The sequence below is a fragment of the Glutamicibacter sp. St.4D3 genome (assembly GCF_059728615.1).
This window is the reverse complement of the sequence record NZ_AP039380.1, coordinates 2659318-2677478: the sequence shown is the minus strand read 5'-3', so window position 1 is coordinate 2677478 and position 18161 is coordinate 2659318. Positions and strand designations below refer to the sequence as shown.

Below are 18161 nucleotides of genomic sequence, written 5' to 3'. Positions count from 1 at the left end.
ATTAATGAAATAAACTTAGGGAAGCAATGATTGTTGCTTCCCTAGGTTTTTAAGTTTCAGAGGTGTTTGTGGATCGGGCGAGACCGTCACGTGCGCAGGCCAGTCCGCAGGCCGTGGCGCTCACGCACCGCACGACCGCGTCGCTGAAGCTGCGCAAGGGAGCCGGGCGGCACTACCTGGTGCAGACGCAGTTGATGGAACACCAGGAGCTGGCCCTCGTGGAGATCCGCGGCTCATGGGCGCATGTGTATGTGCGTGGGCTCTACGGCTGGCTGCCGGCGGCCTACCTGGAGCAGATCCCCGACGTGCAGGTCAGTACACCGTCGCAATCCCCAGCCGAGCCCAAGGCTGCGGCCGTCCCCTCGCGCTACGCCCTGATTGAGGCCACGCACCAAACCACTGCCACCCTGAACCTGCGCAAGGGAAGCGGCACCGGTTATCCCGTCATCAAGGTCGTGGATCAGGGCGCCAAGGTCAAGGTGATGCTGCAGCAGGGACTGTGGGCGCAGATTCAATGGGGAGATTCCCAAGGCTGGGTGCCGAGCATGTACCTGCAAACCCTGCCGCAACGGCCGCCGCGTGATGGACTGATTTCGGTGCCCCAGCAGAGGGCCTTGACAACGATCAGCCTCAACGGCCGCCGAGGACCGGGAGACCACTACCCGCTGGTGCGCATCCTGCAGGCCGACACCGCAGTGGTCGTCACCGCTCGCCAGGGTGCATGGCGAAAGATTGAGCGGGACGGGGAGCAGATGTGGGTTCCCGCCAGCCAGCTCAGAACCGTTTACTAGTTGCTGTTCAGCGATTTTCCTCGGCCAGATCCCTGACGCGGATGGGCGCCGCCTCTGTGGCGACCACGGCCAACTGAACCCGGTTGCAAACTTTGCGGGCTCTTCACAATCCAGGGTGTAAAACGGGTCTGAACCCGCCAGATTCCAAGAGCGAACGGGCAATATAATTCGCTAGGCTCCGGAACCCCAGAGCGCTGCCGCGCAGGTGTTCCAACCTCCCATTGATCGCTTCGGTGGGGCCGTTCGAGGTGCCTGCCCGGTCAAAGTAAGCCAGGATATCCCCGGCCCGGCGCTTCAGGGTGCGGCCCAGGGACGCCAGTTCGGGCAGCCCGGTAGGAATTTTTGCTTTGATCAGCTCGATGACCTGCTCCATCGACCACCTGCCGATACTCTTCTCCTTTTGCCGGTACGCGTCCACGATGCGCTGATAGATGTTCCAGGTGAATTGCACCGGTTCGTGCTGCTGATCAGCAAATAAGGCATCAAGGCGTTCAATCTGCTTCTCAGTCAGCAAACCATCCCCGGTCAACAGCGTGCGCCGTGCCGTATAGAGCGGATCACCCTTGCGGCCACGGTGCCCACAGGTGTCTTGCTGCACCCGCTGACGGCACTTATCCAATGCTTCGGAAGCCAAGCGCACCACATGGAAGGGATCCATCACTTCTACCGCGTCCGGTAGCTCTTCCGCGGCGGCGGTTTTGAAGCCGCTGAAACCGTCCATTGCCACCACTTCAATCCCGTCCCGCCATTCTTGGGGACGGTTCGCGAGCCAGGACTTGAACACGGCCTTGGAGCGGCCTTGGACCATGTCCAGCAGCCGGGCCGGGCCAGCACCTTCGGTGACCGGGGTCAGGTCAATGATCACGGTGACGTATTTGCCTCCAGCACGGGTGTGGCGCCATACGTGCTCGTCCACCCCAATGACTTTTACTGCGTTGAACCGTTCAGGCTTGTTGATCAGCACTCGTTGCCCCTGACCCAACACCGCGTCATTAGCGGTATTCCAGGACACGCCCAGCCCCTCAGCAACCCGGGCCATGGACAAGTGCTGACACACGATCCCGGTCAGCGCCCAACCCAACCCGCCACGAGAAATCTTCGCCCGGGGCTCGGCAGCCTGGCTGGTGTCCTGACGCCACACAGTACCGCAGTCAGCACACCGGTACCGGCGCACCCGGATCACCAGCGTGGTCGGCCGCCAGCCGACTGGCTCATGCGCCAGCCGGCGCACCACGGTGCCACGAGGCGTTCCCGGCTGCCCGCAGTTACGGCACCACGGATCCGCTTCGGTGACCTTGCATAGGATCTCGGCACGTTCAGGCAACAACCGCTGACCGCAGGCTGTCAGGCCCAGCTCGTCCAGCCGGCAGAACGTGGTCAGATCCGGGGCGGTAAAGGTAGTATGGGACAACGTCGGGGTCTTTCAAGAAGGTTGTGTAGGAACTTCCATTCTTGTGAAGACCTCGACTTTTTACTGCCCTGCGACACGCCCCGAAATCAGATCAGCGGCAGTGCTGCCCTACACCCTCAATTGCGAAGAGCCACTTTGCGCCTTTCCGAGCGCTGACGGCGGCTGCTTTCGCGTCCTGGACGGTGCCCACCGCAAAGCTTCGGTGCTGCGGTAGTTTCATCGCGCCGCCGACGGAAGAAGCTGGTTTTTCCCTCTTTGCAGCCTCAGAGCATCTGCCTGCGACCCGTGTTGAGGCAAGCGAGGAGGACCCACAGGACGGGTTAAACAGGTCTGGGCCTGGGAACCGCGCTCGGATCCCAGGCCCAGATGGAGAGTAGGGCTTACTCGCCGATGTAGTACAGGCGCTTGTTGACGAACTCGTCCATACCCAGCGGGCCAAGCTCGCGGCCGAAGCCCGAACGCTTCACGCCGCCGAACGGCATCTCGGCGCCCTCGGCGCTGGCGGCGTTCACGCTGGCCATGCCGGCCTGCAGGCCCATGGCAACCTTCTCCGCGCGTGCCCGGTCCTCGGAGTGCACCGAGCCACCCAGGCCGTAGACGGTGTCATTGGCCATTTCCAGCGCCTCTTCATCGCTGGAGACCTTGTAGACCACGGCAACCGGCCCGAAGAGCTCCTCGTAGTAGGCGCGCATGTCCTTGGTGACACCGGTGAGCACGGCGGGGGAGTAGTAGGCTGCCGGGCCGTCGTGCAGCACACCGCCCGCGTGCAGGGTGGCACCCTTGGAGACGGCGTCCTGGACCTGCTCGTGCAGGTCCTCGGCCGCCTTGCGGGAAGACATCGGGGCGAAGGTCCCATCCTCTTCCTTCATCGGGTCGCCGGGCTGAAGGCCTTCGGCGCGCTTGGTCAGCTCGGAGACGAACTCGTCGTAGATGTCCTCCATGACGATCATTCGCTTGTTCGAGTTGCAGGCCTGGCCGGTGTTGTCGATGCGGAAGCCCCACGCGGTTTCGGCGATGTCGGAGATGTTCTGCGAGTCCAGGACGACGAACGGATCCGAACCGCCCAGCTCCAGGACGGCCTTCTTCAGGTTGCGTCCGGCCTGTTCGCCGATGATGGCGCCGGCGCGCTCGGAACCGGTCAGCGAGACACCCTGGATACGCGGGTCCTCGATGATGGTGGAGATCTGGTCGTGGGTGGCGAACAGGTTGTTGTAGACCCCGGCCGGTACTCCGGCCTCGTCGAAGATTTCCTGGATGGCCAGCGCGGAGCGCGGGCAGGACTCGGCGTGCTTGAGGATGATGGTGTTGCCCAGCATCAGGTTTGGCGCCGCGAAGCGGGCCACCTGGTACAGCGGGAAGTTCCACGGCATGATGCCCAGCAGCGGGCCGATCGGACGCTTCTGCACGACCGCGCGGCCGCCGGAGAGCGACTTGATTTCCTGGTCGGCGGCCAGGGTCGGGCCCTCGGTGGCGAAGTACTCGAAAATGTCCTTGCAGAACTCTGCCTCACCGACGGCCTCGGACAGCGGCTTGCCCATCTCGGTGGTCATGATCTTGCCCAGCTCCTCGGCACGCTCGCCGAACAGCTCGGCGATGCGGTGCACGATCTTGGCGCGCTCGTTGATGTCGGTCTTGCCCCACGACTCGTAGGCTGAGGAGGCTGCACTCAGGGTCTCCTGCACCTGCTCATCGGTGGCCACCGGGAATTCCTCGACCGTTTCGCCGGTGGCAGGATTCAGGACCTTATAGGTTTGGGCGCTCATTCTCGCTCCTGTCATAGTGCATGCAATGGACTGTCAGCTGGCGCTCGTGTCCGTGCCCGAACCCTCCGATCGGGAGGGCTGTGAACCCGGTCACGAAGCTCTCCTCTGAGCATATCGTCCGTACGAGAATATAGCTACTACGAATTCAGTACGTACAGCAGATTTTCGATTCGGAAACCGTAGCGCCAAAGCGTGAAACAGGGCCGGAAGCGGTGCTCCCGGCCCTGGCATGGGGTGTGGATTTAGCCGATGGCCGAACTCTTCCACCAGTCGATGCCGGCATCGCCCTGGGTGATGGTGGAAATCTGCTCCAGCTCCTGGGTGGTGAACTCGGTGTTCTGCAGCGCCGCCAGGTTCTCATCCAGCTGCTGCGTGGAGGAGGCGCCGATGAGCACCGAGGTGGCCGCGCCGTCGCGCAGCAGCCAGGCGATCGCCATCTGCGCCAGCGACTGGCCACGCTGTTGTGCCAGCTCGTTCAGGCTGCGGATCTTCTTCAGGTTCTCCTCGGTCAGCTGGTCCTGCAGCGAGCGGCGCCCGCCGGAGCGTTCGACGTCGGTGGTGCCCAGGTACTTGTTGGTCAGCAGCCCCTGCGCCAACGGGGTGAACGCGATCGAGCCCATCCGCTCCTGCTCCAGGGTTTGCAGCAGACCGTGCTCCACCCAGGGGTTGAGCATGTTGTACGAGGGCTGGTGAATGACCAGCGGGGTGCCCAGGTCCTTGGCGATCGCGGCGGCCTCGGCGGTGCGTTCGGCCGAGTAGGAGGAGATGCCCACGTAGAGGGCCTTGCCCTGGCGCACGAGGGTATCCAGCGCGCCGATGGTCTCCTCCAGCGGCGTCTTGGGATCAAAGCGGTGCGAGTAGAAGACGTCCACGTAGTCCACGCCCAGGCGCTCCAGGGACGCATCGGCGGAGGCCATCAGGTACTTGCGCGAACCAAATGTGCCAAACGGGCCCTGCCACATGTCCCAGCCGGCCTTGGAGGAGATGATCAGTTCATCGCGGTAGGGGCGGAAGTCCCCGCGCAGCATCCGGCCGAAGTTCTCCTCCGCCGAACCGGCCGGCGGGCCGTAGTTGTTGGCCAGGTCGAAGTGGTTGATGCCCGAGTCGAAGGCATGGCGCAGGATTTCACGCTGGGAGTCGAAGGTTCGGTTGTCGCCGAAGTTCCACCACAGACCCAGCGAGATCGGCGGCAGCAGCAGCCCGGAGGCGCCGACGCGGCGGTAGCCGAAATGCTCGTAGCGGTCTTCTGACGCGACCCATGGGCGGTGTGAATCAACAACTGGTTGGAAGCGCTCGTACTCCACGGTGCACCTTTCTCTTCTTGGCGGCAGATGCCATTGCACAAGTTCAAGACTAGGGCAGGAAAAGGGCCGGATCCGATTCATCGGGGCCACGACGCACCCACCGGTGCCCCATGGTTCACGGTGCTTAACATGAAGAACCGACCCGGGCGGCCAAGGAGGTAACGCCGCTTCGGATCGGTTCTTCTAGATCACTCGCACCTTGAGAAGGTAATAACCACTATAGGAAGCGATTCTTGTTATTAGCTGTGCGTCGAATGAGCGGTCACATAGAGAAAGCGTGACGCGAGCGGGGCGGGTCCGGCCGCGGCAATGCTTTGTGCGCGCCGGTTGGCACCGGGCCGGGGACAACCCTGGTCCCGGTGCCAGGGCGGGACGATGCCCGGCGCTCAACCAGGCGCTAGTAGTTCGAGGGTGGGTCCGAGGCGGGAAAGGATTCGTCCTCCCACTCCTCGACCAGTTCCTCATCATGGTCGTGCCGGACGTCCTCGTCGCTTCGTTCCTGAGGCTGCTGTGTCATGGCCCCTCCTTCCGCTGGTGCCCTAACGGGCAATCCTGAGGTACTTTCAGTGTTCTACTTTTCGTCCGGGTTGTCGAGGGATCGGCCCCTGCCCGCCGGTGGCAGGCGGAAGCAGCGCCGCCCAGGATTGGGCGGCGCCGCCCGCACTGGGTTTTAATCGAGACATGCCCAGCATCACGAATCCAGCCGACGGAACCGAGATCTTCTTCGACGATGACCGCGCCGCGGGCGAGGCCGTCGTCTACCTGCACGGTTCAGCACTCTCCCGCTCCATTTGGCGCGGCCTGGGCTACACCAAGACGGTGGGGGCCGGACGCCGCAACATCCGCATCGACCTGCGCGGGCACGGCAAGTCCGGCAAGCCGCACCGGACCGAGTCCTACACCATGGAGCTGATCACCGGGGACGTGCTGGCCGTGATGGATTCCCTGGGTATCGAGCGGGCCCACCTGCTGGGGTACTCCTTTGGCAGCCGCACCGCCCTGTCGATCGCACTGCAGCAGCCCGAACGGGTGCTTAGCCTGAGCATGCTGGGCGGAACCTACGCGATTGAAAGCGGCGAGATCGACGGGCTGTTCTTCGAGGGCTACCTCCAGGTCCTGCGCGCCGGGGACATCGAGGGCTTCGTCAGCGGGCAGGGGCGCCTGGACCCGGCGACCCGGATGGCGTTCCTGGCCAACGACCCGCTGGCCCTGGCCGCCTACTTCGAGGCCGCCGAAACCCTGCAGCGCCTGGAACTGGAGCAGCTGCGCGCCCTACGGGTGCCGACCCTGCTGCTGGCCGGAACCCGCGACCAGCCGCGCTTTGAACACAACAAGGTGATGGCCCGCACCATGCCCCACGCCCGGCTGGTGCCGCTGGTCGACCGCACCCACGGCAGCACCCTGTTCCCGATCGAACCGGGAGCCACCCAGATTGCACAGTTCCTGGACCGCCACGACCGGTAGGAGCCGATGATGGTGAACCGCGCCAGCGCCCCCTTTGACCTTGCCGCGATCGGCCGGGGCCTTGCCTTCGGCCCGGCGCACACCCAAATCAGCCGACGCCTGGGCGACGCGGTGGATGCCCCGCTGGTCATCCAGGCCCCGCCGGGCTCCGGCAAGACCACGATCGTGCCGCCCACCGTGGCCAACGCCCTGGCCGCCGCAGGGTTGGGCGGACGGGTGATCGTCACCCAGCCGCGCCGGATGGCGGCACGGGCCGCGGCCCGCCGCCTGGCCCAGCTGGACGGCAGCGAACTGGGGGAGCGGATCGGCTTCTCGGTGCGCGGGCAAAGCCTGAGCGGTCCGCGCACCCGCATTGAGTTCGTCACCGCCGGGCTGCTGCTGCGCCGGCTGCTGGCCGACCCGGACCTGGCCTCGGTGGGCGCGGTGATCGTCGATGAGGTCCATGAGCGCTCCATTGAAACCGACCTGGTGCTGGCGATGCTCAACCAGGTCAACCAGCTGCGCGATGACCTGGCCCTGCTGGTGATGAGCGCAACCCTGCACGCCGAGGACCTGGCCGGCTATCTGGGGCGCGGGGCAGCGGCCGGGATCATTTCCGGGTCCGGCATCCAGCATCCGGTCGCCGAGGAATTCTGTTCCTACAGCGGCACCCGCAACGCCGAACGCGGGCTGGAGCGCGGCTACCTGGACCACGTGGCGGCCACCGCCGTCGAGCAGACCGCCCGCAACACCGCCCAGGGCCCGGCCCGGGACACCCTGGTGTTCGTGCCCGGGGCCGGGGAGGTGGAGCGGGTGCGGGCGCTGGCGGCCGGCGATCCGCGCTTTGAGGTCCTGGCCCTGCACGGGCAGGTCGAGGCCGCGGCGCAGGATGCGATCCTGCAGGACCCGGGCCCCGCGGCGCGGCCGCGGATCATCATTTCCACCCCGATCGCCGAATCCTCCCTCACGGTGCCGCGGGTGAACCTGGTGGTGGACGCCGGGTACGCCCGGGAACCGCGGCGGGACGCAGTGCGCGGGATGAGCGGGCTGGTCACCGTGGTGGCCAGCCGCGCCTCGGCCACCCAGCGGGCCGGCCGTGCCGGACGCCTGGAGCCCGGCCGGGTGGTGCGCACCCTGGATCAGCGTTCCTTCGCCGCCGCCCCGGCCTTCACCAGCCCGCAGATCGCCACCGCGGAGCTGACCCAGGCGGCGCTGTACCTGGCGGCGTGGGGGACCCCGCGCGGGGAGGGGCTGGAGTTGTGGCAGCAGCCTCCGGCCGCCGCGTTGGATGATGCCGAATCCGTGCTGCGCTCACTGGGCGCGATCGACGAGACCGGGCAGCTGACCCCTGCCGGGCAGCGCCTGGTGCAGGTGCCGGCCGACCCGCGGCTGGCCCGCGCCCTGCTGGAAGGGGCACGGCGCTTCGGGCCCCGCGCGGCCGCCGAGGCGGTGGCCATGCTCAGCGGCACCGAACGGGCCGGCGGCGCCGATGCCGGGGCGCTGTTGCGCGAACTGCGCCGGGGCGGGCATCCTGGCCACGGCCCCTGGGCCGCCGAAACCCGGCGCTTTGCCCAGCTGCTGCGCCGGCAGCAGGCCCCGGCCGAGGTTGCGCCCACCCCGGGGGCGGGCGCGGAATCCGCGGCGCTGGCCGGGGTGATGGCCCTGGCCTACCCGCAGTGGGTGGGACGGCTGGTGGCCGGGGACGAGTATCTGCTGGCCTCGGGCACCCGGGCCAGCCTGCCGCGCCACAGCCCGCTGCACGGGCATGAGTTCCTGGCCATCGCCGATGTGGCCCGCGCCGGGGCCGGGGCGGTGATCCGCTCCGCCGCCGGGATCGAGTTGGAGCTGCTGCTGGAACTGCTGCCGCAGATGCACCGGGTGCAGACCCGGGCCGAGTTCACGGCCGGGAAGGTGAGCGCGCGGCAGGTACAGCTGCTGGGCGCCATCGAGCTTTCAACCCGCCCGGTCAAACCCACCGCCGAGCAGGCCGGGGCCGCGGTGCTGCGGGCGCTGCAGGCCGAGGGCCTGGGGATTTTCGGGCAGCAGCCGAAGTTCCAGGCGCTGCGCGCCCGCCTGGCGCTGGCGCACCGGGAACTGGGCGAACCGTTCACGGCCATGGATGAACCGGCGTTGCTGCAGCGGGCTGATGAGTGGCTGCAGGAGGGGCTGCTGCAGATGGCCCGGGGGACCGCGGCGGCAAAGGTCGACTTGGCCCAGGCGCTGCGCTCGTTGATTCCCTGGCAGCACGCCCATGACCTGGATGAGCTGCTGCCCGAGCGGCTGCAGGTTCCCAGCGGCTCGCGCATCGCCCTGCAGTACCCCGAGCCGGGCAAGGCGCAGGGCCGGGTGGTGGCGGCGGTGAAGCTGCAGGAATGCTTCGGGCTGGCCCAAACGCCGCGGCTGCTGCACGGGCAGGTGCCGATCCAGTTCCACCTGCTTTCCCCGGCCGGCCGGCCCCTGGCGGTCACCGATGACCTGCGCAGTTTCTGGGATGGCCCGTACCGACAGGTGCGCGCCGAGATGCGCGGGCGCTATCCAAAGCATCCGTGGCCGGAAAACCCCTGGGAGCACGTGGCCACCGCAAAAACCAAGAACCGGTTGCGCTAGGTGCCGGCGGGCAGTGCTTGCGGCCGCCTGGAACGGGTGATCCCCGCCAGTTGGGTGCAGCTGGCGGGGATCACTGGTGCCACGGGGTCGCCGAAGGCCTGGTCTTAGGCGAAGGCGGAGATGCCGGTGATCTCCCGGCCCATGATCAGCGCCTGCACCGTTTCGGTGCCCTCATAGGTGTGCAGCGCCTCCATGTCCGCGAAGTGGCGGGCCACCCGGTTGTCGGTCAGGATGCCGTTGCCGCCCAACAGGTCCCGAGCGTTCGCCGCGATCGAACGGGCGGTGCGGGTGGCGGTGTACTTGGCCAGCGAGGCGGCCGGGCCGGTGAGCTTGCCCGCCATTTCGCGGCGGGTGGACTGCACGGCCAGCAGCTGGATGGTCGCCAGCTCGGACTGCATGCGCGCCAGTCGCTCCTGCACCACCTGGGAGGCGGCCAGCGGGCGGCCGAACTGCACGCGCTGCTTGGCGTAGGCCACCGCGGATTCATAGCAGGCGGTCGCATGCCCAACCGCCGCCCAGGCCACGCCCAGGCGGGTGGCGAAGAGCACCGCGGCGGTGTCCTTGAAGCTGTTCGCGCCGGGCAGGACCATCTCATCGGGAACAAACACGTTCTCCAGGCGGATGTGCGCCTGCCAGATGGCGCGCAGCGACAGCTTGTTCTTGATCGTGGTCGCGGTGTAGCCCGCGGACTGCTGGTCCACCAGCAACCCGCGCACCTTGCCCTCGTCATCGCGGGCCCAGACCACGCTGATCCCGCCGACCGAGCCGTTGCCGATCCACTTCTTCTCGCCGTTGAGCACGTAGCCGCCCTCCACCCGGGTGGCCCGGGTTTCCAGGGACACCGAGTCCGAACCGTGGGTGGGTTCGGTCAGGGCGAAGGCGCCGGGCAGTTCCCCGCGCAGCATCGGCACGCCGAACTTTTCGATCTGCTCGGGGCTGCCGCACTGCAGGATGGAACGCAGTGCCAACCCGGCCTGCACGCCCACAATGGTGCCCACCGAGCCGTCGCCGCGGTGCAGCTCCATGTTCACCAGCCCGGCGGCCATGGCGCTCATCGGGGCGTACCCCTTGGGGGTCTGCCCGTCGCGCAGCAGGTCGGCGTCGCCCAACTTCTTGACCAGGTGCAGCGGGTAGTCGGCGGTCTCCCAGTATTCGTGCGCGACCGGGCGCACCTCATCCAGGGTGAAGGCGCGGGCCTTGTCCCACCAGGCCCGGTCCTCGGGCTCAAGGTCCTCGAAGACGCCGGTGGGATCGATCTCCACGTCGGTGGTCCACAGCTCGTAGTCCGGCTCGGTGACACCGGTGGGGAATTCGTAGGTGGTTTCTTGGGTCATGGCAGGTTGCTCCATCGGCGAAGGTGAATCTCTCGTCCACCAGCCTAATGGAACTCAGTTTCATGTCAAGAAACTTTGTGTCAGATCTTCTTCTGCCGCCCTCGGCGGCGCGGTTCAGATCCCGCCGGCCTGCTTCAGCGCCTGGGCCACCTCATCCAGCACGGCCTGCTGGTCGCCGCCGGGGTTGATCACGGAAACCACCACGGTGGTGCGCTGCCCGGGAGCCGTCTCGGCCTGCTCCGGGGAAATGAGGTCGGCAAAGCGGCTCAGGAAGCGGCGCACGTCCGCGGCCAGCTCATCACGGCCGGTCGCCGCGTGGTCGCGCAGCCAGGTGCGCAGGTGATCGTTGTGGATCGAGACCAGGGCCGCGCTCAGCCCCAGGCGCAGGGAACGCTCCCCGGGTGCGGCAAACAATCCCTTGGCGCGCAGATAGTCGTTAAAGGCCCGTTCGAAGCGGTGGGTGGAAACCAGCTCGCGGTCACGCAGCGCGGGCACCTCCTGCAGCAGCTGGTGGCGCAGTTCCGCTGCCGGGGGATTGGCGGTGTACTGGTCAAACACGACCGACACCGCCTCGGTCAGCGCCTGCATGGTCGGGGCCGAACTGGTGCCCAGCACCGTCTGCAGATGGGTGATGATCATTTCCTGGTCCGCGAAGACCATATTCTCCTTGGAACCGAAACGGCGGAAAAACGTGGAACGGGACATGCCGGCGGCGTTGGCCAGCTCATCGACGCTGGTGGCGTCAAATCCCTGGTCGATCAGCAGTTCGAGGGCGGCAACGGGCACGGCGGAAGAAGTGATCATGATTTGTTGAATCTAGCATGTTTCCGCGGTTTCCCGCCCCGTCCGAACCGGGCGCACCACCCCGGCCACGACGGCGGTGCCCCAGCTTCGCAGTGGGACGGGGCGCTGGGCCGAAGCTGGGATCTGCCAGTGTGGGGCCGCGTTGAGATTGTGATAGGCCGCCGCCGTGATTAGGCTAAACAACATGATGCGCCGCACCATGGTGTGGTCATCGGCCCGAAGCACGACCTGAAACGAAAGAAGTGAGGATCGATGGGTATCTCAATTGCAAATGCCGCACTACGTCTGGTCAGCGGTGCGTACATCCTCAACAGCGGCATCAACAAGCTGCGCCTGGATGAGGAAAGCGCCGCCGGGCTGCAGCAGATGGCCTCCAACGGCGTGCCGCAGCTGGGCAACATGGAACCGGCAGCGTTCGGCAAGGCGGTCTCCGCCACCGAGATCTCGCTGGGCTCTGCGCTGCTGCTGCCACTGGTTCCCTCCCGCCTGGCCGGACTGGGGCTGGCCGGCTTCTCCGGAGTCATGCTCAGCATGTACCTGCGCACCCCGGGGCTGACCGAATCGGACGGCATCCGCCCCACCGCCGAGGGCGGCACCCTGGCCAAGGACGTGTGGCTGGCCGGAATCGCCGTCGCCCTGATCTTCGGGCGCCGCTCCTACCGGCAGCAAAAGAAGAAGAACAACAGCAAGTAGGCTTTTCGGGGCCGTACCCACCGGGTGCCCCGCCATCGCCGATGTCCGTCCCGGCCGGGGCGGGCGCGGTGGTTCGGGGTGGCTTAAGCAAAACCGCGGTGTTGGCAGGACCAGTTTCGGTCATGCCAACACCGCGGTTTTTGCGTCTGCGCCTAGTCCTGCTGGACCGGCTGCTTGGCCTGCTGCGGCTGCTCCGCCGGGCGACCGCGGAAGAAGACGACCACCAGGATGGCGGCCAGGGCCACCAGCCCGGGCAGCAGCATTGCCTGCCCCAGGCCCACCGAGATCGGCTCATGCAGGAAGTCGGGCAGCACCGCGCCCGGGGTCAGCTCCCCGGAGACATCGGGCAGCGGGGCGTCCGGGCCGGCCTGGGACTGCACCTGCGCCGAGATGCGCGACTGCATCATCACCGCGATCAGCGCCGAGCCGAGCACCGCACCGATCTGCCGGGTCGTGTTGTACACCCCGGAACCGGCCCCGGCGTTGGCCGGGCCCAGGTCGCGGGTGGCGGTCAGCGACAGCGACGGCCAGATCATGGCCGAACCCAGCCCCTGCAGCACCGGTGGAAGCAGCAGCACCCACAGTGGGGTGTCGGCGTGCATCAGGAACGCGTAGCTGACGATGCCCCCGCCGAACAGTGCGAAGCCCGGGATCGCGAACTTGCGCGGGTCGTGGGCGGTCACGCGCTTGCCCACCCACGGTGCGCACACGGCCGAGACGACCGCCATCGGTGACATCAGCAGCGCCGCCTGGGTGGGGCTCAGTTCGCGCACCGACTGCAGGTAGAAGATCATCGGCAGGCTCAGCGTGGTGATGGCCAGGCCCATGAAGCTGATGCCCAGGTTCGCCAGGGAGAAGTTCCGGTCGCGGAAGAGGCCCAGCGGCACCAGCGGTTCCTTGGCGGTGCGCGACTGCCACCAGATGAACGCCGCGAAGAGCACCAGCCCGGCAATGATCAGGTGCACCGAGCCGATCGGCCCGATGAACGGTTCCCAGTTGGTGGAATCCCCCTCCTGGATGCCGTAGACCAGGGCGAACATGGCCGCCGCGGAGAGGATCACGCCCAGCGTGTCGAAGGTCGGCGAGTGCGGCTGGAGCTTGGGCACCCAGCGCATCACCAGGATGAAGGTCAGCACGCCCACGGGCAGGTTGATGAAGAAGATCCACTCCCAGCCCAGGGTGTCCACCAGCAGCCCGCCGGCGATCGGGCCCACCAGCGAGGCCACCCCGGCCACCGCGCCCCACACACCCATGGCCGCGCCACGGTGACGGTAGGGGAAGAGCCGGGTGATCATCGTCATCGACTGCGGGGACATCATCGCCGCGCCGAAGCCCTGCACGGCGCGGGCGGCAATCAGCGAGCCGATGCTGGGGGAAAGCCCGCACCAGGCCGAGGCGCCGGTGAACAGCACCAGGCCAATCAGGTAGATGTTGCGCGGGCCGAAGCGGTCACCCAGGCGCCCGGTAATCAGCAGCGGCACTGCAAAGGTGAGCAGGTAGGCGCTGTTCACCCAGATGATCGCGGTCAAATCCGCGTGCAGCGCCCCCATGATGGCCGGCATCGCCATGGACACGATCGTGGTGTCCAGCAGGATCATGAAGAAGCCGATGACCAGCGCCCATAGCGCCCGCCACGCGGCCTTGGAGTCAAATTCGGGGGAAGTCACCTGCCAAGCTTAGACCCCTGCGGCCCGGCATGCCGTTCCCTGGGCCTAGGGTGAGGGGAATTCCACGTTGCCGCAGATCCGGGTGACCACATCCCCGCCCACCCAGATGCCGGTACCGTCGTTTTCCACGTGCAGGATCGCCGAGCGCCCCACCCGGGTGCCCTGGCGGACGGTGTAGCGCTGCGGGGCCAGGGCCGCCTCGGTCAGCCACTGCCCGAATCCGGCGTTCAGCGAGCCGGTGGCCGGGTCCTCCTGGATCGCCTCGCTGGGCACGAAGGAGCGGGCCTCGAAGTCGGCCGGAGGCTGCAGCACCACCGAGCCGAAGCGCTCCTCGGAACGGTAGCGGTCCGAGGCATCCAGCGGGCGCAGCTCCTCCCGGGTTCCGGACACGCGGGGCAGCACGCTGCCGCGCGGCTGCCAGGAACCAAAGGTGACGCTGGAGGAGGTGTAGGGGCCGATCACCCCCAGCTCCAGGCCCTCCAGGGCGGGGTAGTCCGGTTCGATGCCCAGCACCACGTCTGCATCGCGCAGCAGCAGCCCCACATGGTTCGGCCCGTTGACCAGCCACTGGTGGGCGAGCACGTCCTTCGGGCTGATCCCCAGCCCGCTGATCGCCCACTGCAGCACATCGTCCTCCACGGGCCCGCTGCGCGTCAGCGGCGGGGCCAGGAAGGAAAGGCGGCGCAGGTGCTTCGCCCCGGCCTCCCGCTCGACGCGCACCTCGATCAGGCCCGCGGCGCACTGTTGGATCAGGTGCTCGTCGCGGGCCGGCTGCCCGCCGGCCTCCAGCCAGGCCTGGGCGGCACCCAGGGTGGGGTGCCCGGCGAAGGGCAGCTCCGTGCTGGGGGTGAAGATCCGGATGGAGTAGTCGGCCCCCGGCTCGGTGGGGGCAATGAAGAAAACGGTTTCGGACTGGTTCATCCACCGTGCGAAGCTCTGCATCGCCTCGGTGTCCAGCTCATCGGCGTCGAAGACCACGGCCAGCCCGTTGCCGCTGAAGGCGGTGGGCGCGAACACATCAACCTGCTGATAGGCGAAGACGGGGTTCATATATTGCATGGTGGCACATCCGTGCGCGCGGGTCAGCCGGTGTTACGCACTGAAGTGGGCGCATGACACCGGCTGACCCTTAGCGTTGCCGGCCCGCGGGCCGGAGGGGCAAACTGACAGCCGCCGGGTGACGGCCTACAGGCTGCCTACCAATGGTGGGCGACATCGATCACCAGCCGTGAACCGGTGCCCGGTCCATCCAGCGTGAAGGCCCGCATCGGCAGCCGGGCCCGGGTGGACAGGCCCCAGTCGGTTTGGCCTTCGAAGCTGCCCAGGTAGGCCAGCTGCCGGAAGGTGGTGTAGTCCAGGGAGCGGATCGTCGCCCCCGGGTTGTAGGTCGGCTGCCCCTTGGAGTTGTAGGCCGGGGCGTTGACCGTGATGGACAGCGTGGCCCCGCCGCGCAGCGTGACCTTCTTGCCGCTGCCCGGGGCGTAGAGCGCGTTGACGTACTTGACGGTGTACCCGGTCTTCTTGCCCGTCAGGTCAATGACCAGGCGGTCGAAGCAGGCGTGGCGTCCGGTACGCACATCGTCAACGCTGGTGGATCGTGCATGGGTGGACACCGTCTTGGTCAGCGATCCCCAGTAGACGGTGGCGCATGCGGTGGCCGGCGACGCTGCCGGCACCGATACTGCAGTGGCCGATGGTGCCACTGTCATGAGTCCTGTTGCTATTATTGCCGCGGCTAATCCGAGCTTCTTGCGGCGCATTGCCCTCACCGGCTTCCCTTCTGTTTGAGCGCCTGGACCACAGCACAGTGATCCATGAAACCAGTACAGGTGGTGTGCCCCACGAAAACAAGGGACTGTTGGATTCGGCGCCCAAACGGTATCGGTTCGATACCTAGGAACTTTGCGCGGTTCCACGCTGGGCGTACATTCGGATGTCGCCCAGCAACGTTAAAGCCGACTGTGACATGCTGTGAACATGCTTCCCAGTCCTACTGCACCGATTGAAGACCTCGAAAGCAAAGTCACCGACGTTGTCGAAGCCTCCGGGTTCCTACCCGAATCGTTGCGATTCTGGGCGGTGATCGCGGTCGGGTTACTGCTGGCGGCGGTCCTGACCTTCGTGCTCAGCTTCGCGTTCACCCGGATTTTCCACCGCAGCCAGACCATGTCCAACGACATTGCCGCCACCCGGCTGCCGTTCTTCGGCGCCCTGGCCGCAATTGTGGTCAAGAGCGCACTGCTGGCACTGCGCCGGGACCAGACCGGATACCAGTTCTGGCAGTTCGCCTGGCTGGTCGTGCTGGTCACCTGCGTCACCTGGTTCCTGATCCGCCTGTCCAAGGGGATCGAGAACTTCATGCTGGAGCGGTTGCAGAAGAAGATCGGCACCGGACGCAAGCTGGCGAAGGTGGAAACCCAGATCGGGCTGCTGCGCCGGGTGCTGGCCGCGATCCTGGTGGTGCTGGCGGTCGCCGCGATCCTGCTGACAATCGAACAGGTCAGGGCGCTGGGCGCCGGTATTCTGGCCTCCGCCGGCCTGATGTCGGTGGTCGTCGGCCTGGCGGTGCAGACCCCGCTGTCCAATGTTTTTGCCGGCATGCAGGTGGCCTTCACCGACTCGATCCGCGTGGGCGACACCATCGTGGTGGAAGGCGAACGCGGCTCGGTGGAGGAGATCACCCTGAGCTACGTGGTGGTCCTGCTGCTGGATGGGCGGCGCATGATCCTGCCCTCCACCTACTTCACCACCACGCCGTTTGAGAACTGGTCGCGGCGCTCCACCGAGATCAGCGGCAATGTGGTGCTGGAGCTGAAGTGGAACGCCCCGGTGGACTACCTGCGCAAGCGCACCACCGAACTGCTGGAGTCCTCGGATCTGTGGGACGGGCGCAGCAACTCCCTGGTCGTGACCGACGCGGTCGGCGGGCTGCAGACCGTGACCATCTATTTATCGGCCCGCAACGCCGGCGACCTGTGGGACCTGCGCAACATGGTGCGCGAAAAGCTGCTCGCGGAGCTGGTGGCCGACTACCCCGAAAGCCTGCCCGACCCGCGGATCCAGCCCGAGATCGGCTTCTAGCCGCATCCGGCCGGCCGCAGCTGAGGACGGCGCCCGCAGCCTGTGCTGCCGGCGCCGTCGCTCTTTAACGCCCGTGCAGCCCTGGGCGGCAGAGCGTGGGTGCGCCGCTGTTCGTTAAGGGCAGGGTCCGGCGCAGGGGGTAGCGGCGGAAGCAGGACGCCTAGAGGCGCAGGGCGGCCGGACCGTAGTCGTCGAGCTGCTGCTGGCGCAGGGTGCGGCGGCGCAGCTCGTCGATCAGCGACCCTGCCTTGGCGATCAGGTCCGCGATCATGGTGTCATCGCGCTCAACCCAACGGAATTCGGGCACCGCGTTCAGCGGGACGAAGTTCTCGTGCTGTTCCCACACGAACAGGGTGCGTTCGGCGCCGATCACGTACTGCTGCCACAGGATCTGGCGCAGGTAGTGGCGCGGAACCCGGTTGAAGGGCTTGTTCGTGGTCTTGATTTCAGCCAGCACCGGGGTGCCCTGGGCATCGAAGCCCAGCCCGTCCGGGGTGGCCAGGTGCAGGCGGTTCTCCCGGGAATGGAACAGCTGGCTGGAGGGGAAGATGTTGAAGTTCTCCAGCACCCAGTTGGCGATCACCGGCTCGCGGCGCCGGCCGTGCTCGGTGTAGGGGTTGCCGGAAAAACCGGAACCGTACAGCTTGTCCCAGGCCGCGGACTTGATGGAGCGTTCGGTGGACAGCTTGGCCACGTCGGTGGCGGTAATGCCCTGTGAGCGGGCCCGCAGCCATTCAATGCGGTTCGACGAATCGGCCAGCACCCGCTGGAAGCACTCATGCCCCGCAGGGGACCCGACCGGCGAACCAAGGGAAGAAGCAACACTCACCCGTCCCATTGTTCCCCATCCGGGGGTCGAAACCCGGCTTCGGCGGGGTGCGAGTCGCACCACCCGGGATCCGGGATGCGTCACACCGGCGGGCCAGCGCCGGACCTAGAGGTGCTCGGCGACCGCTGCCAGCAGCTGGTTCACGGTGGGCACCGATTCGGCGCGCAGCAGCTGGCGGTCCTCATCCAGCAGCCGGATCACCGGGGTGGAACTGATCCCCAGTTCCCGGCCCAGCTGCCATTGGGCCACCACGTCGACCTCGCGCACCTCCAGCGCCGGGACCAGCTCCGCCACCCGGCGCACCACCTGGCGGGCACGGACGCAGGGGGCACAAAACGGCTGGGTGTAGAGTTCCAAAACCATGGTGCGCCCAGCATACCCGGGCGTTGGCCCGGCCCGCCGTGAGTGCTACCACGGTAGGAGAAAACGGGCGG

General features: G+C 66.9%; 15 protein-coding genes. 5 read left to right on the top strand and 10 right to left on the bottom strand.

All coding sequences use genetic code 11. The features are described from left to right. The first annotated feature begins 113 nt into the window (after nucleotides 1–113). The gene (locus tag AC6I21_RS12350; protein WP_497762486.1) at nucleotides 114–791 is read left to right on the top strand and encodes an SH3 domain-containing protein; all 678 of its coding nucleotides are present in this window, start codon (nucleotides 114–116) and stop codon (nucleotides 789–791) included. A gap of 103 nt (nucleotides 792–894) precedes the next feature. Here the strand turns inward: AC6I21_RS12350 and AC6I21_RS12345 are convergent, their stop codons facing one another. The 3 genes from AC6I21_RS12345 to mgrA all read right to left on the bottom strand — a co-directional run bounded on the left by AC6I21_RS12345 (nucleotide 895) and on the right by mgrA (nucleotide 5269). Continuing rightward, nucleotides 895–2202 carry an ISL3 family transposase gene (locus tag AC6I21_RS12345; RefSeq protein WP_138926834.1) on the bottom strand — a complete coding sequence of 436 codons (1308 nt, stop codon included), beginning with the start codon at nucleotides 2200–2202 and terminating at the stop codon, nucleotides 895–897. A gap of 380 nt (nucleotides 2203–2582) precedes the next feature. After that, nucleotides 2583–3965, bottom strand: coding sequence for an NAD-dependent succinate-semialdehyde dehydrogenase (locus tag AC6I21_RS12340; RefSeq protein ID WP_138926749.1), 1383 nt, complete (start codon nucleotides 3963–3965; stop codon nucleotides 2583–2585). 242 nt (nucleotides 3966–4207) lie between these two features. After that, nucleotides 4208–5269, bottom strand: coding sequence for an L-glyceraldehyde 3-phosphate reductase (gene mgrA, locus AC6I21_RS12335; RefSeq protein WP_246049572.1), 1062 nt, complete (start codon nucleotides 5267–5269; stop codon nucleotides 4208–4210). A gap of 681 nt (nucleotides 5270–5950) precedes the next feature. On the opposite strand from mgrA, the gene AC6I21_RS12330 reads away from it, so the two are divergent. Both AC6I21_RS12330 and hrpB read left to right on the top strand, forming a co-directional pair. Next, nucleotides 5951–6733 (top strand): alpha/beta fold hydrolase, encoded by a 783-nt coding sequence (locus tag AC6I21_RS12330; RefSeq protein WP_497762485.1) that lies wholly within the window; start codon nucleotides 5951–5953, stop codon nucleotides 6731–6733. 6 nt (nucleotides 6734–6739) lie between these two features. Continuing rightward, entirely contained in the window at nucleotides 6740–9319 is a 2580-nt protein-coding gene (hrpB, locus tag AC6I21_RS12325; RefSeq protein WP_497762484.1) for an ATP-dependent helicase HrpB, read from the top strand. A gap of 104 nt (nucleotides 9320–9423) precedes the next feature. Here hrpB and AC6I21_RS12320 read toward each other — a convergent pair whose 3' ends face one another. Next, the gene (locus tag AC6I21_RS12320; protein WP_138176533.1) at nucleotides 9424–10653 is read right to left on the bottom strand and encodes an acyl-CoA dehydrogenase family protein; all 1230 of its coding nucleotides are present in this window, start codon (nucleotides 10651–10653) and stop codon (nucleotides 9424–9426) included. A 114-nt stretch (nucleotides 10654–10767) separates the two neighbouring features. Continuing rightward, the gene (locus AC6I21_RS12315; RefSeq protein ID WP_138176535.1) at nucleotides 10768–11457 is read right to left on the bottom strand and encodes a TetR/AcrR family transcriptional regulator; all 690 of its coding nucleotides are present in this window, start codon (nucleotides 11455–11457) and stop codon (nucleotides 10768–10770) included. A 252-nt stretch (nucleotides 11458–11709) separates the two neighbouring features. Between AC6I21_RS12315 and AC6I21_RS12310 the strand changes: the two genes are divergently transcribed. Continuing rightward, entirely contained in the window at nucleotides 11710–12150 is a 441-nt protein-coding gene (locus tag AC6I21_RS12310; protein WP_497762483.1) for a DoxX family membrane protein, read from the top strand. 152 nt (nucleotides 12151–12302) lie between these two features. On the opposite strand, the gene AC6I21_RS12305 is transcribed toward AC6I21_RS12310, so the two are convergent. The 3 genes from AC6I21_RS12305 to AC6I21_RS12295 all read right to left on the bottom strand — a co-directional run bounded on the left by AC6I21_RS12305 (nucleotide 12303) and on the right by AC6I21_RS12295 (nucleotide 15577). Next, on the bottom strand, nucleotides 12303–13817 hold the full coding sequence (locus AC6I21_RS12305) for an MFS transporter (RefSeq protein ID WP_497762482.1): 1515 nt from the start codon (nucleotides 13815–13817) through the stop codon (nucleotides 12303–12305). Nucleotides 13818–13862: 45 nt separating this feature from the next. Then, the gene (locus tag AC6I21_RS12300) at nucleotides 13863–14876 is read right to left on the bottom strand and encodes a PhzF family phenazine biosynthesis protein (protein WP_346922626.1); all 1014 of its coding nucleotides are present in this window, start codon (nucleotides 14874–14876) and stop codon (nucleotides 13863–13865) included. 137 nt (nucleotides 14877–15013) lie between these two features. After that, nucleotides 15014–15577, bottom strand: coding sequence for an AMIN-like domain-containing (lipo)protein (locus AC6I21_RS12295; RefSeq protein ID WP_138176541.1), 564 nt, complete (start codon nucleotides 15575–15577; stop codon nucleotides 15014–15016). Nucleotides 15578–15794: 217 nt separating this feature from the next. Here AC6I21_RS12295 and AC6I21_RS12290 point away from each other — a divergent pair, with 217 nt between their 5' ends. Next, nucleotides 15795–16898, top strand: a complete 1104-nt coding sequence (locus AC6I21_RS12290) for a mechanosensitive ion channel family protein (protein ID WP_497762481.1) — start codon at nucleotides 15795–15797, stop codon at nucleotides 16896–16898. Between the two features lie 160 nt (nucleotides 16899–17058). On the opposite strand, the gene AC6I21_RS12285 is transcribed toward AC6I21_RS12290, so the two are convergent. Continuing rightward, nucleotides 17059–17727, bottom strand: a complete 669-nt coding sequence (locus tag AC6I21_RS12285; RefSeq protein WP_391495684.1) for a YqaJ viral recombinase family protein — start codon at nucleotides 17725–17727, stop codon at nucleotides 17059–17061. A gap of 105 nt (nucleotides 17728–17832) precedes the next feature. Beyond that, nucleotides 17833–18090: a thioredoxin gene (locus AC6I21_RS12280; RefSeq protein WP_138926743.1), complete on the bottom strand. Its 258-nt coding sequence runs from the start codon at nucleotides 18088–18090 to the stop codon at nucleotides 17833–17835. Between the last annotated feature and the right edge of the window lie 71 nt (nucleotides 18091–18161).